This is a genomic window from Streptomyces sp. 8N114 (assembly GCF_052245835.1).
GTDB lineage: Bacteria > Actinomycetota > Actinomycetes > Streptomycetales > Streptomycetaceae > Streptomyces.
Genome location: NZ_JBQQBT010000034.1, coordinates 19,622 through 46,013, shown reverse-complemented (window position 1 = coordinate 46,013; position 26,392 = coordinate 19,622). Strand labels below are relative to the sequence as shown.

Here is a 26,392-nt window from a genome sequence, read left to right as displayed (position 1 = left end):
AGCACGGATCGACGACTGATACGGGAGTAACCGTCCATTTCTTCTCCTCAAGCAGTACGGCCATTACGAAGGGGCGCCGGCACGGCTTTCGGTCGTCGGCCGTGCCGGTGACTCAACTCTCAAGGCGGCGGGAGTTGTCCGTAAGACCAGGTCAGGGGCGTGGACAACGGGGGTGGACAAGCCAACGGACCAGGCCATGGACAGGGACACGGACAACGCCAGGACAACGGGCCGGTGCCGCGGTTGACGCCGCTCCGGTTCGTAGCGGCCGCCGAAGTATCCGCTTGTAGGGCTGATGAGGAGCCGCGTAGCGTGACATCGAACTCGTCTTGGCTGGGGGGAAGGAGACGGGGTGGGCACGGGGCGTCGGGAGAGTCCACTGGACCCGGCTGCGGGGCCGGTGGAGCGATTTGCTTCTGAGCTGCGCAAGCTGCGCCAGGAGGCGGGTGGCCTCACCTACCGGGAGATGGCGCGGAAGACTTCCTATGCGACGGCGACTTTGGCTCAGGCAGCGGCGGGCGCGAAACTGCCCTCGCTTCCCGTCACCTTGGCCTACGTCGCCGCATGCGGCGGGGACGGCCAGGCGTGGGAGCAGCGCTGGCATGACATTGCAGCGGCACAACGGGCGCAGCCGCCCGCCGACGACGGTGCCGTGCCGCCGTATCCAGGGCTGCGGCGTTTCCAGCCGGAGGACCAGGAACGGTTTTTCGGGCGCGATCAACTGACCGCCGATCTCACGGCCTTGACTCACATCCATCGCCTCGTAGCGGTCGTCGGCGCCTCCGGAAGCGGGAAGTCCTCCCTGCTGAGAGCCGGGCTGATCCCCGCTCTGCGAGACGGCGCCGCAACCCGGACCCCACCAGCCGCCATCCGGATCTTCACTCCGGGCCCGCACCCCGTCCGTACGTATGCCCGGCAGCTGGTGGCGGCGGAGCCGGACGGCGACACGGTGGTCATCGTCGACCAGTTCGAGGAAGTCTTCACGCTGTGCCGCGACGCGGCTGAGCGGGCTGAGTTCATCGGTCTGCTGCTGGCCGCGCGTCGCCCCGCATCCCGGTTGCGCTTAGTCATCGGTGTGCGCGCTGACTTCTTCGGCCGCTGCGCCGGCCACCGGGAGCTCGCCGATGCGCTGCGGGAAGCCACCGTGCTGGTCGGGCCGATGACACCGGCGGAGCTGCGGGAGGCGATCGTCAAACCCGCCGCGGCCCATGGGCTCGTTGTCGAGCGTGCCCTCACCGCTCGGATCGTCGACGAGGTCGCGGACGAGCCCGGCGGTCTGCCACTGATGTCCCATGCTCTGCTGGAGACCTGGCGCCGCCGCAAGGGCGGGAAACTGGACATCGCGGGGTACGAGGCCGCGGGCGGTGTGCGGGGCGCGATCGCCCACACGGCCGAGGAGATCTACCAGGAACTTCCGCCGCATCAGGCCGCGTACGCTCGCCGGATCCTCCTGCAACTTGTCACTCCTGGTGAAGGTACCGAGGACACCCGGCGGCCGGTGAACCGCACGGAACTGGAGGAACTCGGGGAACTGAATGAACGGGGCGAACGGGATGCCGGTGCGGACGGGGACGTCACCACCGTGCTCGAACGCCTCGTCCGCGCACGGCTGATCACCCTCGACGACGCTGCCCCTGGGCCTGGCAGCCCGGCAGGTACCCCGACCGCAGCCGCCCCGGCTGCCCCGACCGCCCCCACCGTCGACGTAGCTCATGAAGCGCTGATCACCTCATGGCCTCGGCTGCGCGGCTGGATCGACGAGGACCGCGAACACCTCGTGATCCACCGGCGCCTGACCGATGCCACCGCGGAGTGGGAAGCGCTGGAGCGTGATCCCGGCGCCCTGTACCGGGGCACCCGGCTGGCCACCGCCGAGGAGCACTTCGTCGCGGCCCGGCGCCAGGACGAGCTCACCCAGCGGGAGGCCGCGTTCCTCACCGCCGGCATCACCGCGCGAAACGAGGAGCAGCGGGCCGACGCACGTCGCGGTCGCCGACTGCGCTATCTGGCGACGGGCCTCGCCGTGCTCCTGGTCATGGTGACGGGCATCGGCGTGGTCGCCCTACGCAAGAGCCGCCAGGCGACGGCGGCCCAGCAGGAGGCCATCTCCCGCCAACTGGCAGTGCAGGCGACGGAACTGGCCGACTCCCGACCGGACACGGCCATGCTGCTCAGCGTGGAGGCGTACCGCGCCGCGCCGACACCTGAGGCGCGCGGCGCCCTTCTGACCATGTCCACGCACCAGTCCTACCGCACCAAGATCGGCCCGCACACAAAGCGGATCTCCGGGATCGCCTTCGGCCCCGACGGCACCCTGGCCACCGTGAGCCGGGACAAGACGGTGCGGCTGTGGGACCCCACCCGCCGCACTCGGCTGGCCACACTCACCGGTCCCGACGCGCCGCTGCGGGCCGTGACGTTCAGCGCGGACGGGCAGTGGCTGGCCACTGGCGGGGACGATGGGGATGTGGTGCTCTGGGATGTCGCGGAGCGCAAGAGGACCGCGACTCTGTCCGGTCACACCGAGGCGGTGCGGAGCGTCGCGTTCAGCCGGGGCGGTCGGCTGGCGGCCAGTGGGGCCGCCGACGGCACCGTGCGGCTGTGGGATATCAGCCGGGGGAAGCGGGGGAAAGCGCGGGACACGCTCCCGGGCTCCGACGGTGCGGTGAACTCGGTGGCCATCAGCCCGGACGGCCGTACGGTGTCGGGGGTCGGCGACGACGGCAAGGTGCGGCTGTGGTCGGTGGCCACCGGCAAGCGGCTCGACACGATGCGGGGGCATACAGGACCCGTCCACACTGTCGCGTTCAGCCCAGACGGTCGCACGCTCGCCACAGCCGGACACGATCGGACCGTTCGGCTCTGGGACGTGCGGAGCCGGGAGAGGAAAGCCGTTCTGACCGGCCACACCAGGATGGTCAGGACCCTGGAGTTCAGCCCGGACGGCGGCACCCTGGCCACTGCCGGGCACGACAGGACGGCCGTGCTGTGGGACGTGAAGCGCCGGGTACGCAAGGTCACCCTCACTGGCCACTCCAGCAACGTCTACGGGGTCGCCTTTGACCCGCGCGGCACTCTGCTGGCCTCACACAGCGAGGGAAGGGTCGTCCTGTGGGACGTGACGCGCATCCCGTTGACCGGTCACAGCGACCGGGTGAACGATGTGGCGTTCAGCCGCGACGGCCGGTCGATCGCGACGGCCGGCGACGACGGGACCATTGCGGTGTGGGACGCCCGGCGCCGTATCCGCAAAGCCGAGCTCGCCGAGGGAAACGGGGATGGAAGCGGGCCCGTGAACGCTGTGGCGTTCAGCCCCGACGGCCGAACGGTCGCTGCGGCGACCGGCGCCCCCCAGGAGCGGCCCGGGGCCCAGGACAACACGCTCACGCTGTGGAATCCCGAAGACCGCTCCGCTCCCACCCGCCTCACCGGCCACACCGACCGGGTCATGGATGTCGCCTACAGCCCCGACGGCCGCATGGTCGCAACCGCGGGACAGGACGGGAAGATCGTGCTGTGGGACGCCGAGCGCCATACCCGGCTCGCCACCCTCGAGAGCGGAGCCGACCGGGCCGCCTCCGTGACCTTCAGCCCCGACGGCCGTCTCCTGGCTACAACGCACCCTGGCAAAGCCCTGATATGGGACGCGGCCAAACGCACCCGGGTGGCCACCCTCCGCGGGCACTCGGAGCCGTTGACCGATGCGGCGTTCAGCCCTGACGGCCGCAGCCTGGCAACCTCCAGCCGCGATCAGCGGGTGATCCTGTGGGATGTGGCCGAGCACACCCGCAAGGCCACCCTCGTCCAGAACACCGGCCCCGCACTGGCCGTGGCGTTCGGCCCCGACGGCCGCACTCTCGCGACCGCCAGCGCCAACAACGCTGTCGCGCTGTGGAGCGTGGACCGGCGTGAGATCCTGGCCACGTTGAGCGGCCACACCGAAGTCGTCAGCGCGCTCGCCTTCAGCCCGGACAGCCGCACCCTCGCTACCGCCAGCGACGACCACACAGCCCAACTCTGGAACACCGACCCGCAACGCACCGCCACCCAACTGTGCGCCAGGCTCGACCGCAACCTCTCCCGCGCGGAATGGCGACGCTTCCTCCCCGGACTTCCGTACCACCGAACGTGCGGCACACGCTGATCTCATCGGGGGTCCTCTTCCGGGCGCAGCTCGAACTCCTACGGAAAGGCGGGTTGATGTTCGGTGTTTGGTTTTCAGTGGTTCGGCGTGAAGTGTTCAGTGAACCTCTTTCATCCTGTGCTGTGGGGGTGAAATGGGCTGGTCGGGTGGGGTGACGTGGCGAAGCCTCTCGTCGTTGGTGTGGTGATCTCACGCAGCACGCCATCGGCCGGGGGGTTTCGTGGTTCCGTGTCTTTCCATGATCGACGCCCCGTGCGAGCTGGTTGAGCACGTGTCGTGGCTCGTCTACGCCCGGAGGCATGAACTTCGCTCGCCTTGGCGGAGGTTGGGGTGCTTCGAGCAAGCCCTGCTGGTGCTGGTCCACCTGCGGAAGAACGAGACCCTCGCACAGCTGGCGGCGGGCTTCGGCGTGTCAGAAGCGACAGCCTGGCGCTACGTCGGCGAGACCGTGGAGGTACTGGCCGCGTGGGCACCGGGCCTGCAGGAAGCCCTCGTCGGTCTGGGCGAAGGCGACTTCGTCATCGTCGACGGGACGCTGATCCCCACCGACCGGATCGCGGGTCGATGAGCCGTACTACTCGCAAGAACACAAGACGCACGGCATGAACGTCCAGGTCATCACGCGTCCGGACGGCAAGTCCCTGTGGTTTTCGCGGGCAACGCCGGGACGCATCCATGACCTGACCGCAGCCCGCGCTCACGGCATCGTCCAGGCCTGTCTCACCCGCCAGATCCTCGTCCTGGCCGATCGCGCCTGCCAAGGCGCCGGCGCCACTGTCCGCACCCCCTACTACGGCCACCGCGAACTCCCGGAGCACTACAGAGCACTACCAGCAGTACAACCGCGACCACGCCCGTCTCTGCGCTCCAGGAGAACGCGCCTTCGCCCGCCTCAAGTCCTGGCGACTGCTACGACAAGCCCGATGCTCGACCAATCGCATCGGCAGAATGGTCGCAGCAGTCCACACCCCCCTCACCTGCGAATACGCAGGATGAAAGAGGTTCACTGGCCTGATTGTGAAAGAAAGGACCCCGCCACTCCTTATGGTGAGGAAATGGCGGGGCCCTCTTTCGTATTCCAAAGACGGGTGGGAGCAGTGCCACCTCGCCGGCATGCGTACCGCAGCCGCAGGTGTCCTGTGCCACCGAGGATTGAGCGTGTGTCATCGAAATCTGAGTGGCCTGTGTCACTCGTGGTCGCCGAGGGGCGGTCACGAGTACCCCGGGTCGATGACCAGATCGCATCGGGAAGCGGCGGCGCTCTGTCGCATCGCCAGGTGCCGGAGTGCCAAGGGGCTCATTCAGCCCACATCCCGAGCCGCTCGGCAAGGAAGGCGATGATCTCGTTCCGGGCCTGCGTGGTGGGGTGACCGTCCTGGTCGACGAGGTGTGCCGTGACGACGCTGTGGGCGCAACCGACGACGTCACGGAAGAAGGGCGGAGGGTTCGTGTTCGCCGTCTCGGCTTTGAGTACGCGGCCGTCGAATGCGTCCCCGAGCAGCGCTCGGTAAGCCGCGAACCGCTGATCAGTGCACCACCTGTCGTTGTCGAAGCGGTAGGCGAGAACCTTCAATCCCTCTCGCGCTACGCGTTCGGCCACGGCAGCAGCGTCTTCGTCGCTGATCTCCAGACCGCCGGGATCGTCCAGCGGAAGCGACGGATGGTTGACCACTGGTGCGATGACGGCCGGTTCGAGCGCCATGGTCAAGGCGAAGTTGCCGGTAAAGCACAGACCGACGGCGCCGACGCCAGGCCCGCCACGCTCGGCGTGCGCCAGGCGGGCGAGGCCGCGCAGCCATGTGACGACGGGGCTGGTGCCGCCACCGGCGAAGGCTCGGAACTCGGCGCTGACGCAGGCGCGTCGAACGACGGTCTCGCGTGCCTCGGCGAGCGGATAGGCACCGTCGACGCCGATAAGAGAGGGCAGGTACACGGAGAAGCCGGCATCACGCACCCACCGCGCGAACCGCGCGACGTCGGGGCTGATACCCGGCATCTCGGGCATAAGGATGACTGCCGGTCCTGACCCGGCAACGTACACGGTCTTGTCGACGTCATCTACGCGGACGGCTCTGCGTGAGAAGTCGTCCAAGGGGTCGCTCTGTCCTCGCATGATTGTCATGACCGAGATGATGACGGGCGGCCGCCCTTCTGAGGAGCGGCGGCATCGCCACGTACCACGGTAATATCGCCACCCGTTCGAAGGTGCCGGAGGGGGCCGCATGAGTCCGCTGCGCGTTGGTGTGCTGGCGTACCCCGGCTGCTTCGCGTCGGAGGTATTCGGCGTCCCTGACCTCCTGGCAATGGCAACTCACGTCGCCGCGGCGCAAGGGTCGGTTCAGCCGGCCTACGAGGCGTCGGTCATCTCGCCCCGGCGTCGTGTGATCGCGGCCGGCGGCTCGGTCCTCGACGTCTCGGCGGTTCGCCCGGTGGACGTCCTGATCGTGCCGGGATTCGAGCTTTCGCCCACGCTCGATCTCGACGCGACACTCGCAAACCTGGGACCGGAAGCAGCGTCGATTCGATCGCAGGCCGCCTCGGGGACCGCTGTCGTATCGATCTGCGTGGGCGCCTTCCTGGTCGCTGAAGCCGGTCTGCTCGACGGGCGCCAAGCGACCACGTCCTGGTTGTTCGCGGATCGGTTCGCCCGCCGGTACACCGACGTGCGCCTCCGCCCGGAGAGCTTGGTCGTGACCGACCGGGGGGTGACGACCACAGCGGCCTTCAGTGCCATGTACGACTTCGCCCTGCAGTTCATCCGCGAGCACGACGGCCCCCGCGTCGCCCGTAGCACCGCGCGTATCGCGCTTGTTGATGATGCGCGTTCCACGCAGGCTCCCTATGTCGACCCGGGGCTCATACCCACTGTGGGCAGGGACTTCTCGCTCAGCGTCAAGCGGTGGCTCGACCAGAACCTCAGTGCTCGCTATGACCTGCCCACCCTCGCCCAGGAGTTCCACGTAAGCACGAGAACCATGCTCCGCCGCTTCGGCGACGAAGCCGGCGAGACGCCCCTCGCGTACCTGCAGACGGTCCGGGTGCGTCGAGCCAGACACCTGCTGGAGACGACCGACAGGACCGTCGCGAGCATCGCCGCCGACGTCGGGTACGGCGACCCTGGGGCATTCAGCGACATCTTTGCCAGACATACGGGCCAGCGGCCGAGGGAGTACCGCGCGATATTCCATCGGCGCTGCGACCACCACGGGTCAACCCGACGAACGGAGACTTGAGACCCGCCCGCGACGGCAACAGGCCCCCTCGAAGGCGGGCCATAGCGCAGGCCTCCAGCGAGCCCACAACCCCCACCCCTGGCACACCAGCACCCTGGCTGGTCAAACTTCCCTACGTTCTTCTGCGGGACCGGGCGAGCCCTTCGCATGGTTGGCCCGCCCAGGGGCGTCGGGTGTGGCTTTCAAACTTCTGCCGCTTGTGGCTTCCATCGATTGGCCGTCCGACGCCCACGACGACTCGGCTGCCATTTAGGAATTGCGAATGATCGCTCCGTAGGGAATCGACAGCGAGGTCGTCCGTTGGGAGGCATCAGCAGCTCACCGCACGGAGGCACCGCATGGCCGAGATTTGGGCCGGCATCGATGCAGGCAAGACCCCTCACCACTGCGTCGCGATCGATGAGAGCGGCTGCCGGCTGCTGTCGCGACGCGTCGCCAACGACGAGCCCGAACTGCTCGGACTCCTCGCCGATGTCCTCGCCTTGGGCGACTGCGTGACGTGGGGCATTGACCTGGCCGACGGCGGAGCCGGCCTGGCCATCGCGATCCTCTTCAACCACGACCAGCCGGTGCACTACGTCTCCGGACGGGCCATCCACCGCGCCTCCGAGTGCTACCGCGGTGAGGGCAAGACGGACGCCAAGGACGTCACGGTCATCGCCGACCAGGTCCGAATCCGCCGGATCTGCACCCCTTACGCGTCGGCGACGAGACCGCCACAGACCTCAAGATCCTCACCGGTCGCCGCATGGATCTGGTCGCCGACCGCACCCCCACCGTTCAGCCGGCTCCGGGCTCAGCTCACCGGCATCTTCCCTGGCTTGGAACGTGCGCTGGACTTCGCAAACACCGGTCCGCTCACCCTGCTGACCGGCTACCCACCCCGGCCGCCCTTCGCCGACTCGGTGCCAAACGGCTGGAGACCTGGCTGCGTAACCGCAAGGTTCGAGGCGTCGACCAGCTCGCCGAACGCCAGCACACCAGTCTGCCTGGAGAGAAGCTGACAGCCCAGTTGGTGCACACCCTGGCGAGGGAGGTGATGGCCTCGACCAGCAGGTCGCCGAGCTCGACAAGCTCATCGAGGCTCGGTTTCGCGACCACCACACCTTCGAAGTGATCACCAGCATGCCTGGCCTTGGCGTCCTCCTCGGCGCCGAGTTCCTGGCGGCCACCGGCGGCGACATGAGCATCTTCGGCACCCCGGACCGGCTCGCGGGCTTCGGCGGCGTCGCGCCAGTCCCGCGCGACTCCGGCAAGATCAGCGGCAATCTGCGGCGCCCGCAGCGATACAACCGCCGCCTCCAGCGGGTCTTCTACATCGAGGGGGTGACAGACAGCCAGGCCACTGAGTCGAGCACGGGGGCGACGTCAACGTCCAGAGAGGCACATCCCCATCGGTGGCTTCGTACAAGGCAAGGAATGAACCTGCTCGACGTCCCGGTGAGGGTGAGGTGGCGCAGCTGGCGCGCACCGCTACGACGCCGCCTGACCGTCACAACCTGAGTTCAGCCATTCGCCCCTCTCGCGCCGTGAAGCTGGATTAGCGTAATGGGACTTGAACACTCTGGGGTGGGGGTCCCGAATGTCGGTAGGTCCTGAGGCAACAGTCGTCGCCAAAGCAGCCAGCAGCATGTTGCAGAAAGTCTCGAACAGCGCCAATGGCACACCGGCATGGCCGAACATGCATGAAGCCCTGATGGAGCTGCATGAAATCCTGCACGAATGGTGCCAGGCCGCGAACAACACCAGCGAAGCCCTTCAGCGCCTCGAAACCCACCACCTCACAAGCCGAGCCACACGTCTCATCTCTGGCCCGAACAACGCCGGCACACCAGTCCGTGTACCGCTTCTCAAGATCCCCTTGAAGCCCGGATACGTCGAAGCGGCGCGGCGCGATATCGAGGGGATCATGCGCTCGTCGGCTCCTCTGACACAGCGCTGGAGCTCCGCGAAGCGCCGGCAGGCGGCCCGCCGAACGCTGCTTGGCCTCATGCGCCTCTACTGCGCCGATCTGCTTGAAGAGTTCGAGAACGCGGTGGACGCCCGGGCCTCCTGGATGCTGAGCCATCGAGAGGAAATCAACAAAGCCCTTCAGGAAGGTATTCTCCTTCCCCACCTGGGCTGCCTCATTCGGGAATCAGCTGATACAGCCGCCCAACTCGAAAGTGCCCGGGAACGCCTGAACCGATTGATCCGGGAGCACTACCCCATGGGTTCAACAAACGGGCAGCAAACCTGACGGGGCCACCGGTCCGGAGCTCGCGCTAAGCCGCTCACCCGTCAATGTGGCTGGGCACTTGATTCAGCCAACCGGACCAGCAGAACCCCTGCCCGACGAACTCGCCGCACTGCAGAAGAAGATCACCACCATGCTCAGCCCGGAACCCCCGGCGACGGCCAGCGAGTACTTCACCGACCTCCAGATGGTCAGCGGACTCGTCCTGATCACCTGGCCGAAGGCCCGCCCCACCGCCCCCGGGCGTCGACACCCGCTCGCACCGATCAGGTGCTGGCCGCCCGGCAGGACCCCTCGTATTCGATCCATGTCAGCGCGCCGCCCCAAGACCCCTGGAGCCCGCGCAAGCATCCTCCTCGCCGCCGACACCATGCTGTCGGCCGCCGACCTGCGAACCGCACTGGCTCCACTCGCACCGGTCGAGAACCGCACCCGCAGCGGCATCGACCCGAAGTGTCACCGCAGCTGGGACACCGCGTTCCGCCGCTATCAGGACGACTATTCCCAGAGATTCCAGAACGCCGCTGAATACCTGGTCTCCACCCACCACCGACGTGGCAGGGGCGGAAGCCGACTGCCCCCAGCTCGGCCTCAACTACGGCCCTCAACACGTTCCGGCGTTCCTCCCCCTGGAGTGGGCCGAACGCCACCTCGGCGCCTTCACCGCCGCCTTCAGCATGTCGGTCCTGCGTCGCACAACCGCCGCCTTCCTTGTCCGACGAGCCCTCGGAAGGCCCATCGTCGATGCCGCCGAGTTCCTCGGACTCCGCCTCGCCGGACATGGCCTGGGCCACCCCCATCACCCGGTGGGCCCGCCGACAGGGCACCCCGGAAGCATGCGAACGAGCCCTGGATGCGATCGCCGCAGAGCTCGCCTCCTCACCGCTGATCGACTACCGGCACCGGCGCACCCTTCTCGCCGACTGGGCACTGCCACCAGACGCATGGCACCAGATCGCCGACCAACTGAAACGCCGGCCCAGCCCCCGGTACGTCTCCGACGACCGCGCACGCCTCGCCGCCACCGCCTACATCTGGACCCAAGTCACCCACGGCGAGACCAATTCGCCCCACAACCGGCTGAAGCCCCGAAACGCCCCCGAGCTCAACGCGGCATGGAGCCAAGACCGTTCACCATCGGCCACTGGCTCAGGCAGCACAAACAGCCCTACTACCAGCAGATGAAACCGCTCCTCGACGCCTACGTCACCCAGCTCACCCGAGCCGTCGACGCCGCCCGCTCCACTCGCCAACTCGCGCGCTCACTCGCCAACTGGAGGGTTGTGACCGCGCTTCCGTGACGGCTACGGCTGGAGGAGTATGCGGGCTCTGAGCAGGGTGAAGGAGGCTCGGCCGTACATCTGGCGCTTGATCGTCTTGATTCTGTTCACGTGGCCCTCGACGGTGCCGGAGCTGTAGGACAGGGTGAGACCAGCGGTGACGACCGGGAGGTCCTGGCGGACGGAGCTGGCGAAGACGCCGATGGCCTCGGGCCGCTCAGTTCAGCTTTCTGGATCCAGTCTCGGAGAAGGTGGCCTTGACGGTGACGGACCAGGGTCGTGAACTCCCGTGCGAGGTCGCAGGCGGCGGCGATCTCCCGACAGGCGTTCCGTACGGTTTCCAGTTGTGCGGTATCCGAGGGGCGGAGTGTCTCCTGCGGGCGCATGATCCATGCGGTGATGGTGCGAGGGCTGGGCGTCGCCGCTTGGGTGGGGATGGCTGAGCCCTTCTTGATGGTGCTCACGTAGCGGTTCACGACGTGGTAGCCGCCGGTGCAGCCGAGCGCAAGCAACTCGCGGTAGAGCTGCATGGAACTCGTACAGCCGGCCTTGAAGCGGTGCTGCACGTAGTCGGCGAACGGGTCGAGTACACCTGCGCCCCGGTCGCGTGCCGAGGCGAGGAGGTCGTCAAGGCCACTGTGCCGGTAGCGCCGTACCGTCTTGCGGTCCAGTTGCAGGCGGCGGCCATGGCGCTGAGGGACAGCCCCGGTGGCGGCCAATTCGTTGACGTCTCTGTGGCGTTGGCGCACGCGATCCAGGAGGGGAGTCGCTGGGGCGGCCGACGGCGGTCCTGCTTCCGTGGTGGCGTGTCGGCGCAGGCATGCGCGGTGTCGGCGGCACGTCTTCTCTACGGCCGTCGAGAGGTTTTGGAGAAGGTGCCCGCGATCGGCGACTTCCAGAACGTCGGGGGCCGCCTGTCTGATGGCCTTGGCGAAGGCCATCAGGCGGTCACGGCACACGATCTCGGCGCCAGGGTGCTCCTGGAGCCAAGCGGCAACCGAGCAGGTCTCGCGGTCAGGCAGGACGTCTACGGGCCTGGAGCTCTCGACGTCGACGAGGACCGTGCCGTAGGTCCGCCCTTTACGGAACGCGAACTCGTCGATGCCCAGTATCCGCGGTGCCTGGGCCGGCACGGGCGGGGCGACCAGCTGACTCAGCAGAGCAGTCCGTCGGCCCGGGAGCCGCAGCTTCGCGCACAGACGCTGGCACCCGGACGCCCACCGAGTTCCATCGCCACCGCCCTCATCGCCGACCGTGCCGCCGGTGAAGAACGGCGACTTGATTCGGTCAGGCCCGCCACCTGCTCCACGAATGTCCGGCGTGGGCACTGGATCTGATCACAGAAGAACCGACGCACGTGCAGACGGACGATCAACCCCCGCCCGCCGACGGGTACTTCGGATATTTGACGCCAATATCGGCTGCGAACCCGCGTGGCGGGATGCGTGCACCGCGGACAGCTGCCCGGCGGCCCGCATCCGGCCGCGTCGACCACCAAGTTGCCATCGACTGTCGTGAGCTGACGCGCCATGAGGTTCGGGCCCGGCAGAAGGAGGTCCTCAAGCCTCCACTCGCATGACGGAGGGATTCCCTGGTGGAACGGTCCTGCAGTCCGGGCACCACCGGACCAGGCTCTGGCCGGGCCATCCCTCGGCACTGTCCTGGCCCGTCGGCGTGGCGGTTGTCAGTCGACGGAGGCCATGAAGTTCAGCATCCTGCGGTTGATCTCCTCCGCGTGGTCGATCTGCGGCCCGTGGCCCGTGCTGGAGATGATCTCGGCTCGGGCACCGGGGACCAGGCGCGGCACACGCTCCGCCTGCCGCTGCGGGTGCACGAGGAGGCTTCGCTTGCCGAGCACCAGATAGAGCGGAGTCCGGATGGTGGACAGCTCCTCCTCGGACAGGGGAAGCGGCGCCGGGCGGCGTATGCGGTAGGCGCGAACCGCCGTTCTGATCATCGCGCGCAGTTCCGGCACGACGAGGACCGGCTGTTCGAGCCAGGCGGCCAGTCGCGGGCGGAGCGCCTTGGGGGCGAAGGTCGCGAAGAGGCTGGCGAAGATCCAGACGAAGAAGCGCAGCCCCACCTTCTCCAGGCCGCCGGGGTCGAGCAAGGTGACCGAGGCCAGGCGACCGGGCCTGCGGTGCGCCTGGTTCAGGGCAAGCCAGCCACCGTAGGAGGAGCCGACGAGGTGTACGCGGTCGAGTCCGAGGCCGGCGAGTGCCTCATCCAGCCACTGCGCCGCATGTTCGGGCTGGTGGATGGGTTCGTGCTGCACGCTGCGGCCGGGATCGCCCAGGGTGTCGATCGCGTAGACCGGGCGGTCTGCGCTGAGGGCGGGGGTGTTCGGGTACCACATGGCGGAGCAGGAGCCCGCCCCGTGCACCAGGACGACGGGGGTGCGGGATCGGGCGGCCTCGTTCGCGGGGCCGTAGCGGTAGACGTGCGTGGAGCCGAAGGACGTCTCCACGTCCTCTTCCGCGAGCGCGGGCGCCCCCAGTGCGTAGACCGCATCGCAGGCCGTGAAGTAGCGCTCCCGCCAGGAATCGCTCACATAACGGCCGACATCGGCCTGGGTTCGGGCAGCGGTCTCCGGCATGGCCACCTCCGGCGTCTCGGTTTTGTGATACGAACGTACCACGGAGTTGGTACAGCTGTATCATCAAAAGGGTCCATGGGGAGCCGTAACAGGAACGACGAGCGGAGAACCGGCCGATGCCCAAGCGCGTAGACCACGCAGAACGGCGCACCGAGATCGCCAAGGCCCTCGTCCGGGTCGCCGGCCGACGCGGGCTGCATGCCGTCGGGATGCGCGATGTGGCAGCGGAGGCGGGCGTATCACTGCGACTGGTGCAGTACTACTTCCAGAACAAGGAAAAGTTGCTGCTCTTCGGGCTCGAGCTGCTGGCGGAAAGATTCGGGGAGCGGGTCTCCGCCCGTGTACGGGCCACCGGGGACAGTCCAGGTCCGCGCGCGAAGGTCGAGGCGCTGCTGATGGCGGCGCTGCCGACCGACGACGAAAGCCGCACCTTCCACCACCTCTACACGTCATACGCAGTTCTGGCCGTGAACGACCCGGCACTCGCAGCTCAGCCCTTCATCAAGAACCCCGATGCCGCCGAAGATGCCCTGACCGAACTCCTCCGGCAAGCGCAAGAAGCGGCATTGCTTGAGCCCGGTGTGGACGCACGGTTGGAGGCAGCCGGCCTGCTTGCCATGTCCGCGGGACTCGGCACCAGCATCCTCGTCGGCCAGCGTAGCCCGGAGTCCGCGACCACAGTCCTGGACCACCACCTGAACCGGATCTTCCGCACCGGTGATGCGGTCTCGACATGAGCGACCGGAGCCCAGCAGCCGTGGAGCTGCAGACCGCCCGGCTGTTGCTGAGACGCCCAACCGCAGCCGATGTCGACGCGATTTTCACCGTCCACCACGATCCTGAGACCTGTACCCACAACCCGTCCGATGCACTCGCCCGGTTCGAGGAAGCAGAGGCGCTCTACCAGTGTTGGGACGACCAGTGGCAGCATTACGGATACGGGTACTGGGTTGTCCGGCACCACGGCTCCGCTCAGCAACTCGGATTCTGCGGAATCAAGCCCATGGAACTGCACGGGGCCCCGGTCCTGAACCTCTTCTACCGTTTCGTCACCTCAGCCTGGGGCCAGGGCTTCGCCGGTGAAGCCGCAGCCGCAGTTGCCACCTGGGCATCCCGTCACCTGCCCGACCTCCCGCTGATCGCCCGCGTTCGACCAGCCAACGTTGCTTCCCAGCGCGTGGCGATACGCGCCGGGCTCAGCCGAGCACAGCATCTCGACACCCAGGGATACGACGGCTTCGACTGGATCTACATGGCCCAACCGGCGAACAAGGCCACAAACGGACGCGATCACACACCAGGACTCCGAGATCCAAACGAGGCGCCCTAGTTGATGGGCGGCCGCATACCCCTGTCGAGCCGATCTCATTGCCAAGGCGAAGCCATCACGGAAGCGCGGTCACAACCAACCAGCGCGCTCAGTCACACGTGTCCGCTGGCCTGTCCGGTTTCACGGGTGGTTGCGGGTTGCCCTGCCGCCGCGCCGTACCGCCGCAAGCCAGTGCCTATGGGCAACCGGGTCCGGCGCGCTGACACCTCCCCCTGGAATGGGGAAGGTTGATCTCCTGTTGGCGGCCGGGGCCAGGCGCCGGAGCACGGGGGTTTGGAATTGCGCCCTCTGCCCTGTCCGCCCAGCTTCCCTTGTATCTGCCCCTGTCCCGCCCCTGTCTCCCGGACAGGGCGCTGACAGGGCGGGGACAGGGCGGCGGAGGGTCGTGGGACAGATCTGGCCAGGGGCCGTACCAGGTGTCACATCACTGCCTGTGAGGCTGCGGGGATCGGCCCAGCTCGGCCCGCGTGGTAGGCAGCGGCGCGCAGCCCGACATCTCTCCGGAACGCGCATGACGGGGATGGGTGCGGGGGTGCGCGTGATGTCGAGCTCGGGGGGCCCGGCCGCCCCCCGGCCCGGGATGGCGCGGTGACGCGGCGGAGGGCCCAGACCACGCGTCTGGCTGCGCGCCGGCCGGGACCGCGCTGCCGTGTGGGCCGGGCGCTGGCCTCGCCCCGCAGACGCGTAGGTGACGCGGATCAGCCAGCCGATGACGCGTAGGCGACGTGTACGCCCTGCCTCCGGGGCACCGTGCAGGGCACACAGCAGGGGCCCGCACTCTTGTGCGCGGGCAAGCGTCGCCGCAGGTCGCAGCGCGTGGTGAGCGGCGATCGGGAGCCCGACTACCCCTTCCGGACACACCTGGGGCAAGTGGGGGCGTGGTGTGGGTGTTCGTCGGGGTCGGGAGGGCGCCCGCCCGCCGCCCTGGCGGGCGGCGGGCCCGCGGGCTCAGACGAGGGCGAGCTCGTCTCGCCAGCGGGGTGCGAGGACGGCGCGCAGGCCCTCGACGGCGGCCAGGCCCATGCGGCGGGTGGAGTCGTCCCACACCCAGTCCGGCGCGTCCTCGGGCGGTGTGTGGTCGTGCCGCAGGACGCGCCAGCGCGCGGCCACGGGGTCGTCCTCGGCGTCGAGCTGATGGCCGGCCGCCTCCAGGCGCTCCTCCCACCGCGCCGCCAGCTTCCGAGCGTTGCCGCCGTACTGGCCCTCCCACACCAGCGGGGCAACCTGCTCCCGCCGCACCTCACCAGCGGGGCAACCGGTCTCCGCCGCCACTGTGTAGAGCGCCACTGCGAGCGCGGCGAGGCCGTCGGCCAGGACCTCGGCATCCCCGCCGCTCCCACGGAGCTCCCGGTCACCAACGAGCGGGGCTGTGAGCGCGAGGGCTCTCTCCTACGCGGCCCGCCACGTCACGGAGGAAGGGCCGGCGGCGTCCTCGTCGGCCCACTGCTGGAGCTGTTCGCGAAGCTGCATGCCGCCCATCCTCCCGCCCTGTCCCGCCCCAGGACACCCCAGGCCGCACGGTCGTGTCAGTGGCGGGTGGGAGGCTGGCCGATATGAGCGAGCCGAGCCGGCGGGTCTACGGCAGCGACCACGACGACCCCCACCCCTACGCCCGCCCCGGCCACCCGTGCCTCGGCGCGCAGGACCTGGGCGCGGTCTTCGACCTCGGCCGCGCGACTACTGCAGCCCGTGGTGCACGGCACGAGCCCACACACTCCGCAAGAAGGGCTGGCTCCCACCTCGCCCCCAGCTCTCCTCCCATCACCGTGCACGGCAGTCCGCTCGCCGCGGGTGGAGGCCGCCCCGTAGTGGTGAACCAGGCGGGATTCCGCACCCCGAGCGCTGCGACTGCGATAGATGGAGGAGGTGGCAGGAACAAGTGATCCGTTGCTGACAGAGGCGATGTGGCGGGCGGCCGACCTGAAACGCGCCTACCTCGCCCGAAACCGCGCGCGGGTCGCGGCATGCCTCACCGGTGTGGACCCCGGCCGGCTGGAGTGCACCCTGGCCTGGCTGGTCCTGGACCATGACGCGCTCTTCGGCGACTTGGGGGAGCCGTCCATGGCGGTGCGTCAACTGGACGCGGTGGCGGCCCTGGCCCCGCTGGAGGCCGAGTGGCGACGACGACAGCCATTCACCGGGTCGCCGCGAAGGAGGCGACACTCCTCCAGGCCGTCGAGGATCTGACCCTGGTGGACCGCATCCACGCCATCGCGGTCTGCACCGTGGTCATGCTGCTGGAAGCCCTCGGCCGCGCCCAGGCACTCCAGTGGCTCGATAAGGAGACAGCGGGGTACGAGCGACGGGGCCACCCCAGGCCCTACACGACCACCTGACCGCACCCCAACGCGGGGAGCGGTTGGAGGCCATCGACCTGGACTGGTCCCCGTCCTGGCAGCGTCACTGGGCGAAAGCCCGCCGGCTCATCTCCCACGGCGCCACCCTCGCCGAGCTCCAGCCCGGTGTCAGCCTCGGCGGCGACGACATCGGCTTCCTGGCTGGCCGAACAGCCCGCCGCCTGGGACACCCTCACCCACGGCCAGCGACAGCGCCTCACCGCGCTGGGCATCCAGCCCACCACTCCGGCGGCGCTGACCGCCCCGGCCGTGCCCGCCGGGGCAACACGGTGGGAAATCAGCCTCGCCGCGGCCCGTCAATTCAAAGCCCGGGAAGGACACCTGCGCGTCCCAAGGGGCCACACCGAAACCGTCACCGACGCCGACGGAGGTGAACACCACATCAGGCTGGGCGTGTTCCGCAGCAACACCCGCACCCGCCATCCGGTCACGTGTGCTGCGGCGTCGTTTCCACTTCGGTCTCGCGGTGGCCGCTGTTCCCGGGTCGGTGTGGCGGTACGCCGAGATACAGCATCGCGGCTGCTGCCACCGCTGCCGGCAGTGCCAGCAGCCACTTGCTGAACAGCAGGACCAGCAGCGTGAAGGCCACCGCGATGACTGCCAGCCACCACAGCGGCCGCCGACGCGGCAGGAGGGCGACGGCCGCGGCCATTCCCGCGGCGGTGACCGTGGCCAGGAACGCCGAGGTGACCTGCATCAACAGGTCGAGTTCGGTTCCTGCCACCGCGACCACCATGAGCAAGGCGCCGGTGAGTACGGCCTGTACCAGGAGGCTGCGCCGAGTCGCCTGGCCGGAGCCGATGCCCTTGGCCAGCCAGCCGGGCATCGCACCGTCCCGTCCCAGGGCGGCGCCGAGCCGGGCTGCGCCGGCGATGAAGGTGTTGACGGCGCCGAAGGTCAGGCACCACGGCGGCTGCCGCGGTCATGGCCTGGGCGCCCGGGCCCGCGCCCTGCTCGATCAGCAGCATCAAAGGAACGCTGGACCGGTCGGAGGTCTCGCCGAGCACCCCGACAGTCACCGTGGCCAGCGCCAGGTAGAGGGTCCCGACGACGGCCAGGGTGGTGATCGTGGCGATCCGCAGGTGTCGCTGTGGGCGTGCGAACTCGGCCGAGAGGTGGGGTGCTTGGGGCCGCCGCGGGTGAAGCGCCGCAGCACCTGCTCGGCCTCGGCCGTCCCCAGCCGGAGCGTGGTGGCGTACTTGACCATCTGGTCGTACTGCTGCTCGATCAGGTCCCAGCGGATCGACCGGGTCAGCGAGCTGCCGAGCGCCGGCCAGCCGGGCGGGACGTCGTCGGGGCGGTACAGGCGGATGCTGCCGGGGCAGCTTTCAGACGCTATTGCGGAACAAGTCCTCATTCGGGTCTTTGTTCAACTTCCCCGGTAGCTGTGTCGATCAAGGCACACCATCGGCCTCGGACCGCAACAGCAGACTGCCGACTTCCAGTGCTGCAACAGGGCGACGTTCGCCCTGTTGACCACGGCTTGTAGCCGCTGATCGTTCGCGTGCCGGTTTTGCCAGATGATGTAGCGGCGGATCATGCTGCCCTGATTCTGTGGCTGGTGTGGTCGGTTCCGTCGAGGGTGAAGTAGCGCAGGGCGGTGAGCTGGGCCTCGATGCGGTTGAGCCAGGAGCTGTTGGTCGGGGTTGTAGGCGATCTCGACGTTGTTCGCCGCCGCCCTCGCTACCCGCAGGCAGGGCTTCGTGGTCAGGTGCGGGGAGTAGTTGTCACAGACGATCACGATGCGTACGTTCGCCGGGTGCAACGAGCGCAGGCAGCGGCAGAACTCCAGGAACTTCGATCTGTTCTGGGTCTTCTTGATGTGCCCGTAGAGCTCGATCTTCCGGCGACTCGACTCCATCTGACCCGGAGCACATCAGTCTTGACCAGTGGCCGGTCGGCCGGACCTGATCGCTGGGATCTGCGCGGCCGGATGACGGTCGGCCAGTTGGTCGCCGAGAGAGCTGCGGCGGTACAGGACCCGCCGTCCGTGGCGTGCCCGGGTGACCAGGCCCGTGGCGTACAGCACGCGAAGGTGTTGGGACACGGCACTCGGGGTCACCCTGAGGCGCCGGGCGATCTCCGTTGTTGCCAGCGGCTCCTCAAGGAGGCGGAGCAGTCCGGCTCTGGGCGTACCGAGAAGCGAGGCGAGAGCGGTCCCGTCAGCGGCCGGTGCCGGGGCCCACAGCGTCGCCACCGCGCGGCTGGGGTATGCCAGCACCGGGGGTTCGTCCGGGCTGATGGGGGGCGCTGGCTTGGTGGCGAACACGGACGGGATCAGCAACAGCCCCCGGCCGGAGGCCGTGACGAGGTAGTTGCCGATCACCTTGTCGATGTGCAGCACTCCGTCATGCCACCGCAGGTTCGGGTGCATGTCGGTGAAGAGCAGGCGGGCGCCTCCTACGGCCAACTGCCCCGCGCGATAGGTCATGTCGGCTTCCAGCACGAGCTGCAGCTGCGGCCATGTCGGTCTGATGGCGAGTTCCCAGTACTGCTGCAGGAGTCCGCAGATGGTGTCGACGAGTCCGGCGACAGCCGCGTCAGTGTCATGGGCATCGGCATCGGCGAAAGCTGCGGCGGCGTGGTGCAAAGCTTCGGGAAGCGGGTCGGGTGCATATACGGCCTCGAGTTCGCGGCGGACCACGTGAGGGGAGGTCCGGCGGACGGCGGCCAGTTCGTCTTCAAAGGACGGGGCGAAGTTCGTGGGCCGTGGGGTCAGGAAGTCGGGAACGGTGTGGCGCCTTCCGACCAGGGACATCAGCGGGCCGGTGTCGAGCGCGCCGAGCTTGGGGAGAACGGCCCTGCGCCACGGCAGGTGCAACGCGGACAGGCCCGGATCACGGAGCACCCGCAGACTGAGCACGGTCTCCTGCAGGGGTGAGACGGCGAACCTGGTGTCGGCTAGATCCTCGACACCCAGCGCGAAGCCAATCATTAAGCCGCAGGCTACATCGATTGGCAGGGCATCGTCGCTGCTGTGGACTCCACCGCATGACACAGGAAACCCGTGGCGAACGCGCGACGGCCGGTGCCCGACCGGCCCTACCGTCCGGCATGCAGGCCCAACTTGATGCGTCCTCGTACATGGGCGTGCCGACGTTCGGCCGGCGGCCTTACCTCACCGAGCCGGAGCAACTCGACGAGTGGCGGCCCGACGTCGCCGTGATCGGCGCACCGTGGGACGACAGCACGACCAACCGTCCCGGTGCTCGTTTCGGGCCCCGGGCACTGCGCGCCAACGCCTACGATGCGGGCAGCTACCACCTCGACCTGGAGATCGAGATCTTCGACCACCTCAACGTGGTCGACTACGGTGACGCGCTTGTCCTGCCCGGCATGTGGGAGCTCTCGCGAGACGCCATCCGCCAGCGCATATCCGAAGTGGTGAGCCGCGGAATCATCCCCGTGGTGATCGGGGGCGACCACTCGGTGACGTGGCCGAGCGGGATGGCGGTCGGCGCGCATCACGGTCACGGCCGGATCGGGGTGATCCATTTCGACGCGCACGCCGACACGGCTGACGTTCTGCGCGGCAACCTCGCCAGTCACGGCACACCGATGAGGCGACTGATCGAGTCGGGGGCCATCGCCGGAAGTGACTTCATCCAGGTCGGGCTCCGGGGCTATTGGCCACCGGCCGACGTTCAGAAGTGGATGCGCGAGCAGGGCATGCGCCATCACACGATGCAGGAGATCTGGGAGCGCGGTATCAAGGCGGTCATGGACGATGTCATCGCCGAGGCGATCGACGGCACGGATGGCATCTACATCTCGATCGACATCGACGTGCTCGACCCCGGGTTCGCCCCGGGGACAGGGACACCTGAGCCTGGGGGGTTCGCTCCGGCCGATCTGCTCAGAGCCGTCCGCCGGATCGCCCTGGAGACCAACGTGGTGGCACTCGACGTCACCGAGGTCTCCCCTCCGTACGACCACGCCGACCTGACCGTCAACAACGCCCACCGGCTGATCTGGGAGACGCTCGCTGGCCTGGCCTTCAACAAGCATGCCAAGGCGCGGTTGACGTCATGACCTCAAAGAATGCGCCGCAAGGCATGCGCAGCCGGCCTCACTGGCGATGCCCGGCACGGTCACCAAACGCCTACTCAACCCGCTGATCCGCACGTACTGCCTGGCGAGACATCGCGACGAGCAGTAGACGCATCAGGCCCTCGCGGCACGCGCGCTCTCCCCCGCTTCGCGGGGTGGGGTCCCCCTGGGGGCACCGCCCGGCGAAGCTAGGGGGAGGAGCCAGTGGGACCCCCAAGACGCACCGACCGCCGCTCCATTACGGGCAAATCTTGTGCTGCAACAGGGCGACGTTCGCCCTGTTGACCACGGCTTGTAGCCGCTGATCGTTCGCGTGCCGGTTTGCCAGATGATGTAGCGGCGGATCATGCATCAGACTCCAACGTGCATCCCGGACTGCTCAACGGCGCGCGCCAACTGCTCGCGTGTCTCGTCTGAGTGTCCAAGCAGCACGTCGACTGAGGCCCCCGCCTCGGCCGCCTCGGGCTTGGAAGCCTGTACGGGAAGGTCAGAGGATGCTGGGCTCTCGCCGTAGTGCTGGTGCCCACCTTGAATCTGCTGACGCAGACGGTGGCCAAGTGGCGCCAGTACGGCATGCGCGGCCCCGCGGTCGCTGTCTGTTCCCTGGACCGCGACCCCGACGTGCGCGCCTACCTCGCCGACGAGCTCGGGGTGCGGTGCACCACGAACCCGCTCCGGCTGGCACTGTGGGCGGGCAGCGGGCCCGTCACGGTGTTCGCGACGTACGCCTCCCTGGTCGGCAACCCCGGCCGCCGCAGCGCCGACGAGGACGAGGAAGACGCGGAGGTCGCCGAGGAGCGGGCGGTGGCCGGTGTCCTGGAGCGGGCGCTGGCCGGGGCGTTCGGGCAGCAGCTGGAGGGGTTCGGCCTGGCCGTCGTGGACGAGGCTCACCGCACCGCCGGTCTGGCGACCAAGCCGTGGGCGGTCATTCACGACAATGCCCGCATCCCGGCCGACCGCCGCTTGTATATGACCGCCACGCCCCGCATCTATGAAGGGGACGCCACCGGTGGCGAGGTGCTGGTGGCCTCGATGGACGATGAAGCTCTCTACGGCAAGCCCGCCTTCACCTACCCCCTGGGGCAGGCCATCGAGGAGGGCGTGCTGGCCTCCTTCGAGATCGACATCCTGGAGATCCGCGACCCCGCACCGGCCGGCACCGATGCGAGCCTGGAGGAGCGCCGCGGACTGCGGCTGGGCGCGATCCGCGCCGCGGCCCTCGCCCACGTGGAGACGGCCGGTGTCGTCAGCCTGCTGTCCTTCCACTCCCGTACCCAGGAGGCCCTCTCCTTCGCCCGTGGCCTGCCGGATGCGGCTGATGAGCTGCGTGCGGCGGGCCGGTTTCCGGGTGAGGTGTGGGGGGAGTGGCTGTGTGGCCTTCACCCGGCTTCCCACCAGCGCGCCACGCTTGACCAGTTCGCCAACGGGGTGGATGCCGAGGGCCGTAAGACGGAGTTCCGCATCCTGTCCTCCTGCCGCCTGCTGGGGGAGGGCACCGACATCACGGGCCGCTGCGGGCTGGACGGCGTGCTGTTCGCCGACGTGCGCAGCAGCCCCGTCGACATCGTGCAGGCCGTCGGCCGCGCCCTGCGGCAAAAGCCCCACGAGGGCAAGACCGCCCGCCTGGTCGTGCCCGTGCTCCTGGCCGCCGAGTACGAGGGCCGTGACATGGCCGCTGTGGCCGCGTTCGAGCCGCTGGTGACCGTCCTGCGTGCGCTGCGCGCCTTCGACCCGCGCATCATCGAGCACCTGGCGCTGCGCCCCGCAGGCCGCAGCGGCGCGCCTGAAGACACTCTCGCTGCCGACCCCGCCGGGGACCCCCGGCAGCAGGCCGAAACACCCGCTGAGGCAGTCGAGGGCGCCGAGCCGGCCGACGACCAGGAGGAGACCGACAGCCACGGCGAGGCGGCCGAGCTGGCGCTGCTGCACTTCTCCCGCCGCGGCCGGGAGGCCGGGGAGATCGCACGGCTGGTGCGCACCCGCGTCCTGCGCCCGGAATCCACCGCCGGGCTCACCGGCCTGGAAGCCGTCCGCACCTACACCGCCGCCCACGGACACGCCAACATCCCCTACACCGCCACCGTCGACCTCGGTGACCACGCGACCGCCTACCCGGCCGGCCAGTGGGCGGCCGAGCAGCGCCGCGCCTGGCGCCACGGCGATCTGGCCGACTGGCGCACCGAGCTGCTGGCCGCGGAAGGGTTTCGTCTTCGATCCCCGCGACCAGGCGTTCACCGAGTTTTAGGACGTGTGCGCGCTCTACTTCGCCGAGTACCACACCCTCGCTGCGCCCCGGGATGCTGTCATTGCGGGCGTGGCGGTGGGGGAGCGGCTGCACCAGGCCCGCAAGCCTGGTGGGCTGGGTAAGAAGTCCGCGCGGGCTGAGGCCCGGCGGGAGCGGCTGGAGGCCATCGACCCGGACTGGAACCCCGCCTGGTCGCTGTCCTGGCAGCGGCACACTACGCGAAAGCCCGCTGGCTCCTGTCCCAGGGCGCCACCCTCGCGGAGCTCCAGCCCGGCGTCAGCCTCGGCGGCGACGACGTCGGCACCTGGCTCGCCGAACAACCAGCAGTCTGGAACACCTTGGAAGAGGGCCAGCAGCAGCGCCTCACTGAGCTCGGGGTCCGGCCGGCCGCCACGGCGGCACTCACCGCCCCGACCATGCCCGCCGGGGCAACACGATGGGAAATCAACCTTGCCGCCGCCCGCCAATTCAAAACCCGAGAGGGACACCTACGCGTTCCACGGGACCACATCGAAACCGTCACCGACAACGGCGGGCGCGAACGTCCGATTCGTCTGGGCGTTTTTCGGAGTAACGCCCGTACCCGTCACAAGAAACAGAAACTCACCCCCGATCAGTCTCGCGAAGCCCATGAATTGGGCCTACTGGTCTGATCTCAGCCAACTGACCGAGCATTTCCGCACGGTCGATATGCTGTTAGGGCACGTCCGGCGGACTAAAGGCTTGCAACACTGCCAGGCGATGCGCCCCATAAGCTCATGCGAGACGTCGCGCATGGCGGGGTACGGCCCACCGGGCCCCTCGGGTCGTCGGCGTGCTGAATGGAATCACCACGCCGACGACGAGGGGCCCTGTCTCGTCACCACCCGCTGACCAGCCCATTTCACCCTTCGGCACAGGATGAAAGAGATTCGCTGTCAGGCCCTTGATGGACAGCACTGTCCGCTGCCGGGGAACGGCTTCGCTGTCGGCGTCATCGTCGGCACAGGGTTGGCGACTTGTCCTGGGGATCATGCTGCTGATGTTGGGCGCTCTACTTTTTTGTCGGGCGCATGTAGGTGCGGGAGACCTGTGTTCCTGGGCGGGTCACGGTGAATTCCATGATTTCTCCGCCGCCCTGCGCGCGGTAGATGCGGTACCTGTCCTGACGGAACCAGTCACCGACGGCAATATCCTGGTCCGTGGGGCCCACCTGGTAGCTGTCGCTTACCGCCTTGCTGTAGGACTGGGACCACTTCTTGCTGGTCTTCACGCTCAGTCCCTTCTCGATCGTGGTGCTGACGCTTGCGCTGAGTCCCTTGATGCCGAAACCTGCTTCAGCGGTGACGCTGACATTCAGCGTCCGGTCCACCTCCGAGGCGGCCTCTGCTGTGGTGCCCTCGGTGGTGGACCAGGAATGCGTCTGAGTGACCTTGGCAGGGTGCACCTTCCATCCGACCCTGTTCCAGCTGGACCAGCGGCGAATAATGTAGTAAGGGCTATGTTCCCCCTGCCACTGCACGGCGTGCCCGTGATCGTTGGCGATGAAGAAATAGGGTACGGCGACCTCGCCTGCAATCTGCCAGGGGGTGTTTTCGGGCGGGACAGAGTAGTCGGTCAGCTCGGGAGCTGCGAGCCGCGGAGCCTCCACCCGGCCCAGTTTCGCCACCTCGGGGAAGCCACCGGGCTGCTCGTCGAAGTAGAAGGTGGTCGCCTCCTTGCGCTCGTCCACGAACACAATGTCTTGGCCGTCCGACTGGGCGTATTGCGCACTCCCGCGATTCCATAGAATGCAGCCGCCATTTGACTCTTCAATGCGCCAGATGCAGCCGTCCCTGTTGTCGTCCGGGATGTCGCTGACAGAGACGTCCGTGACCCCTCCGCCGTCGGTCCACAGGATGTGACCGGGGAGAGAATTGGGAGTTCTGTCATCGCCAATCTTGGTCACGGAGGCGAGGAGAAGAGAAGAGTCAGACTCATCGGCCCAATGGATGACATACTTACCGGCATCTTCACCGGGATCATCCTCCGAGCGTTCGTCCATGTAGTTTCCGCACCAGTATGCCGAGTACCCTTCTTCGGGCTGCATCCTGAGTGTGTAGACGTTACCTATCTTCGGCAGTGCCATGAACACCTCCGCGTGCTGAGCTACTTCCGCAGGCCGCTTCCCTCTGTCACGGCGAGTCGACTCGTGCGTGACTGCCCGAGGGAGCCGAGGAAATTCCCAGAATCGCAGGCGTCACCCAAACGAGTGATCGAAATCAAGCCGCTGAAGCCGTCTACCGCGACTGCGCAACACCATCTGACCTGTCCGTGCGCCCACGTCACCACGTGCTGGAGCATCAGGCGGGCAGTGGTCTCCCGGCAGCGAGTGGACGACGCCCACCGGGTTGAGCACCGAGGTGGGCACGTGTGCCCGTGGAGTTGATGGAGTCAACGAGCATCGTCCGGGCGGTCGGCGGTCGGCGGTCGGCGGTCGGCGGTCGGCGGTCGGCGGTGGGCGGTGGGCGGTCAGTCGTGGAAGTCGGGCCGCCGCAGCTTGACGACTTAGGAAGGTGAGGTGTCTTCCGACTGTTCAAGCAGACGCTGGGCTGGGCCCGTCCCCGGTTACGGGACCCCGAGGCTGCTGACCGATGGACCTGGCTGATCATCGCCGCCTACACCCAGCTACGGCTCGCCCGCCCGATCACCCACGACCTGCGACACCCGTGGGAGAAGCCGGCCGCACCACACCGGCTCACACCCGCCCGGGTCCGGCGGACGTTTCGGAACCTCCGCCAGCACCTGCCCTGCCCCGCCAGAGCACCGAAACCCCACCGACCCGGCCCCGGACGACCACCAGGCACCCCAAACAGACACCGGGCACCCCGCTACGACGTGGGCAAAACCGTCCGCCGCGAGAAGACCCTTATCGCCCTACAACGGTTGAAAAGTTAAAGAAC

At 68.3% G+C, this 26,392-nt stretch carries 19 protein-coding genes and 6 pseudogenes; 14 read left to right on the top strand and 11 right to left on the bottom strand.

Going from position 1 to position 26,392, the window contains the following annotated elements; all coding sequences use genetic code 11:
• Positions 1–352 precede the first annotated feature (352 nt).
• Positions 353–4,144, top strand: a complete 3,792-nt coding sequence (locus ACTWQF_RS34490; protein ID WP_443283706.1) for an nSTAND1 domain-containing NTPase — start codon at positions 353–355, stop codon at positions 4,142–4,144.
• Positions 4,145–4,324: 180 nt separating this feature from the next.
• Positions 4,325–5,140: pseudogene (locus tag ACTWQF_RS34485) on the top strand (transposase family protein).
• Positions 5,141–5,441: 301 nt separating this feature from the next.
• On the opposite strand, the gene ACTWQF_RS34480 reads toward ACTWQF_RS34485, so the two are convergent.
• Positions 5,442–6,266: a dienelactone hydrolase family protein gene (locus ACTWQF_RS34480; RefSeq protein WP_443283705.1), complete on the bottom strand. Its 825-nt coding sequence runs from the start codon at positions 6,264–6,266 to the stop codon at positions 5,442–5,444.
• 100 nt (positions 6,267–6,366) lie between these two features.
• On the opposite strand from ACTWQF_RS34480, the gene ACTWQF_RS34475 reads away from it, so the two are divergent.
• From ACTWQF_RS34475 to ACTWQF_RS34460, 4 genes and pseudogenes are all read left to right on the top strand, one after another.
• Complete coding sequence (locus tag ACTWQF_RS34475) at positions 6,367–7,377, top strand: GlxA family transcriptional regulator (protein WP_443283704.1); 1,011 nt, start codon at positions 6,367–6,369, stop codon at positions 7,375–7,377.
• Positions 7,378–7,715: 338 nt separating this feature from the next.
• Positions 7,716–8,733, top strand: a pseudogene (locus ACTWQF_RS34470) (IS110 family transposase); the annotation flags it as partial.
• A gap of 274 nt (positions 8,734–9,007) precedes the next feature.
• Entirely contained in the window at positions 9,008–9,616 is a 609-nt protein-coding gene (locus ACTWQF_RS34465) for a hypothetical protein (protein ID WP_443283703.1), read from the top strand.
• A 741-nt stretch (positions 9,617–10,357) separates the two neighbouring features.
• Positions 10,358–10,798 carry a hypothetical protein gene (locus tag ACTWQF_RS34460; protein ID WP_443283702.1) on the top strand — a complete coding sequence of 147 codons (441 nt, stop codon included), beginning with the start codon at positions 10,358–10,360 and terminating at the stop codon, positions 10,796–10,798.
• Between the two features lie 119 nt (positions 10,799–10,917).
• On the opposite strand, the gene ACTWQF_RS34455 is transcribed toward ACTWQF_RS34460, so the two are convergent.
• The 4 genes and pseudogenes from ACTWQF_RS34455 to ACTWQF_RS34440 all read right to left on the bottom strand — a co-directional run bounded on the left by ACTWQF_RS34455 (position 10,918) and on the right by ACTWQF_RS34440 (position 13,489).
• Entirely contained in the window at positions 10,918–11,097 is a 180-nt protein-coding gene (locus tag ACTWQF_RS34455; RefSeq protein ID WP_443283718.1) for a transposase, read from the bottom strand.
• A gap of 665 nt (positions 11,098–11,762) precedes the next feature.
• Positions 11,763–12,026: pseudogene (locus ACTWQF_RS34450) on the bottom strand (ISL3 family transposase); the annotation flags it as partial.
• Positions 12,027–12,046: 20 nt separating this feature from the next.
• Positions 12,047–12,424, bottom strand: a complete 378-nt coding sequence (locus ACTWQF_RS34445; protein ID WP_443283701.1) for a transposase family protein — start codon at positions 12,422–12,424, stop codon at positions 12,047–12,049.
• 153 nt (positions 12,425–12,577) lie between these two features.
• On the bottom strand, positions 12,578–13,489 hold the full coding sequence (locus tag ACTWQF_RS34440; RefSeq protein ID WP_443283700.1) for an alpha/beta fold hydrolase: 912 nt from the start codon (positions 13,487–13,489) through the stop codon (positions 12,578–12,580).
• Positions 13,490–13,605: 116 nt separating this feature from the next.
• On the opposite strand from ACTWQF_RS34440, the gene ACTWQF_RS34435 reads away from it, so the two are divergent.
• Entirely contained in the window at positions 13,606–14,226 is a 621-nt protein-coding gene (locus ACTWQF_RS34435) for a TetR/AcrR family transcriptional regulator (RefSeq protein ID WP_443283699.1), read from the top strand.
• Positions 14,227–14,246: 20 nt separating this feature from the next.
• Positions 14,247–14,819, top strand: a complete 573-nt coding sequence (locus ACTWQF_RS34430) for a GNAT family N-acetyltransferase (RefSeq protein ID WP_443283698.1) — start codon at positions 14,247–14,249, stop codon at positions 14,817–14,819.
• Positions 14,820–15,767: 948 nt separating this feature from the next.
• Here the strand turns inward: ACTWQF_RS34430 and ACTWQF_RS34425 are convergent.
• The gene (locus ACTWQF_RS34425) at positions 15,768–16,106 is read right to left on the bottom strand and encodes a hypothetical protein (protein WP_443283697.1); all 339 of its coding nucleotides are present in this window, start codon (positions 16,104–16,106) and stop codon (positions 15,768–15,770) included.
• A 266-nt stretch (positions 16,107–16,372) separates the two neighbouring features.
• Here ACTWQF_RS34425 and ACTWQF_RS34420 point away from each other — a divergent pair, with 266 nt between their 5' ends.
• Together ACTWQF_RS34420 and ACTWQF_RS34415 are read left to right on the top strand one after the other, a co-directional pair.
• A complete protein-coding gene (locus ACTWQF_RS34420; protein WP_443283696.1) occupies positions 16,373–16,702 on the top strand; it encodes a hypothetical protein in 330 nt (109 codons plus the stop codon).
• 231 nt (positions 16,703–16,933) lie between these two features.
• Positions 16,934–17,155 carry a hypothetical protein gene (locus ACTWQF_RS34415; protein ID WP_443283695.1) on the top strand — a complete coding sequence of 74 codons (222 nt, stop codon included), beginning with the start codon at positions 16,934–16,936 and terminating at the stop codon, positions 17,153–17,155.
• A 448-nt stretch (positions 17,156–17,603) separates the two neighbouring features.
• Here ACTWQF_RS34415 and ACTWQF_RS34410 read toward each other — a convergent pair whose 3' ends face one another.
• The 4 genes and pseudogenes from ACTWQF_RS34410 to ACTWQF_RS34395 all read right to left on the bottom strand — a co-directional run bounded on the left by ACTWQF_RS34410 (position 17,604) and on the right by ACTWQF_RS34395 (position 20,111).
• Positions 17,604–18,077, bottom strand: coding sequence for an amino acid permease (locus tag ACTWQF_RS34410; protein ID WP_443283716.1), 474 nt, complete (start codon positions 18,075–18,077; stop codon positions 17,604–17,606).
• A 213-nt stretch (positions 18,078–18,290) separates the two neighbouring features.
• Positions 18,291–18,485 (bottom strand): annotated as a pseudogene (locus ACTWQF_RS34405) (Tn3 family transposase); the annotation flags it as partial.
• Positions 18,486–18,632: 147 nt separating this feature from the next.
• Positions 18,633–19,019: pseudogene (locus ACTWQF_RS34400) on the bottom strand (transposase); the annotation flags it as partial.
• Positions 19,020–19,052: 33 nt separating this feature from the next.
• Positions 19,053–20,111, bottom strand: coding sequence for an ArsR/SmtB family transcription factor (locus ACTWQF_RS34395; protein WP_443283694.1), 1,059 nt, complete (start codon positions 20,109–20,111; stop codon positions 19,053–19,055).
• A 56-nt stretch (positions 20,112–20,167) separates the two neighbouring features.
• On the opposite strand from ACTWQF_RS34395, the gene speB reads away from it, so the two are divergent.
• The 3 genes from speB to ACTWQF_RS34380 all read left to right on the top strand — a co-directional run bounded on the left by speB (position 20,168) and on the right by ACTWQF_RS34380 (position 24,124).
• Positions 20,168–21,208, top strand: coding sequence for an agmatinase (speB, locus tag ACTWQF_RS34390; RefSeq protein ID WP_443283693.1), 1,041 nt, complete (start codon positions 20,168–20,170; stop codon positions 21,206–21,208).
• Positions 21,209–21,745: 537 nt separating this feature from the next.
• Positions 21,746–23,593: a Helicase associated domain protein gene (locus tag ACTWQF_RS34385; protein WP_443283692.1), complete on the top strand. Its 1,848-nt coding sequence runs from the start codon at positions 21,746–21,748 to the stop codon at positions 23,591–23,593.
• Between the two features lie 294 nt (positions 23,594–23,887).
• Positions 23,888–24,124, top strand: a complete 237-nt coding sequence (locus tag ACTWQF_RS34380) for a helicase associated domain-containing protein (RefSeq protein WP_443283715.1) — start codon at positions 23,888–23,890, stop codon at positions 24,122–24,124.
• Between the two features lie 380 nt (positions 24,125–24,504).
• Here the strand turns inward: ACTWQF_RS34380 and ACTWQF_RS34375 are convergent, their stop codons facing one another.
• Complete coding sequence (locus ACTWQF_RS34375; RefSeq protein ID WP_443283691.1) at positions 24,505–25,578, bottom strand: hypothetical protein; 1,074 nt, start codon at positions 25,576–25,578, stop codon at positions 24,505–24,507.
• Positions 25,579–26,015: 437 nt separating this feature from the next.
• On the opposite strand from ACTWQF_RS34375, the pseudogene ACTWQF_RS34370 reads away from it, so the two are divergent.
• Positions 26,016–26,387: pseudogene (locus tag ACTWQF_RS34370) on the top strand (NF041680 family putative transposase); the annotation flags it as partial.
• Positions 26,388–26,392 lie beyond the last annotated feature (5 nt).

Excerpts from the sequence above, each read along its gene's own strand:
- ACTWQF_RS34465 (WP_443283703.1), top strand. The coding sequence starts at position 9,008 with ATGTTGCAGAAAGTCTCGAACAGCGCCAATGGCACACCGGCATGGCCG.
- ACTWQF_RS34445 (WP_443283701.1), bottom strand. The coding sequence starts at position 12,424 with ATGGCGCGTCAGCTCACGACAGTCGATGGCAACTTGGTGGTCGACGCG.
- ACTWQF_RS34380 (WP_443283715.1), top strand. The coding sequence starts at position 23,888 with ATGCCCGCCGGGGCAACACGATGGGAAATCAACCTTGCCGCCGCCCGC.
- speB (WP_443283693.1), top strand. The coding sequence starts at position 20,168 with ATGACACAGGAAACCCGTGGCGAACGCGCGACGGCCGGTGCCCGACCG.
- ACTWQF_RS34435 (WP_443283699.1), top strand. The coding sequence starts at position 13,606 with ATGCCCAAGCGCGTAGACCACGCAGAACGGCGCACCGAGATCGCCAAG.
- ACTWQF_RS34440 (WP_443283700.1), bottom strand. The coding sequence starts at position 13,489 with ATGCCGGAGACCGCTGCCCGAACCCAGGCCGATGTCGGCCGTTATGTG.
- ACTWQF_RS34375 (WP_443283691.1), bottom strand. The coding sequence starts at position 25,578 with ATGGCACTGCCGAAGATAGGTAACGTCTACACACTCAGGATGCAGCCC.
- ACTWQF_RS34420 (WP_443283696.1), top strand. The coding sequence starts at position 16,373 with ATGAGCGAGCCGAGCCGGCGGGTCTACGGCAGCGACCACGACGACCCC.
- ACTWQF_RS34480 (WP_443283705.1), bottom strand. The coding sequence starts at position 6,266 with ATGACAATCATGCGAGGACAGAGCGACCCCTTGGACGACTTCTCACGC.
- ACTWQF_RS34475 (WP_443283704.1), top strand. The coding sequence starts at position 6,367 with ATGAGTCCGCTGCGCGTTGGTGTGCTGGCGTACCCCGGCTGCTTCGCG.
- ACTWQF_RS34395 (WP_443283694.1), bottom strand. The coding sequence starts at position 20,111 with ATGATTGGCTTCGCGCTGGGTGTCGAGGATCTAGCCGACACCAGGTTC.
- ACTWQF_RS34460 (WP_443283702.1), top strand. The coding sequence starts at position 10,358 with ATGCCGCCGAGTTCCTCGGACTCCGCCTCGCCGGACATGGCCTGGGCC.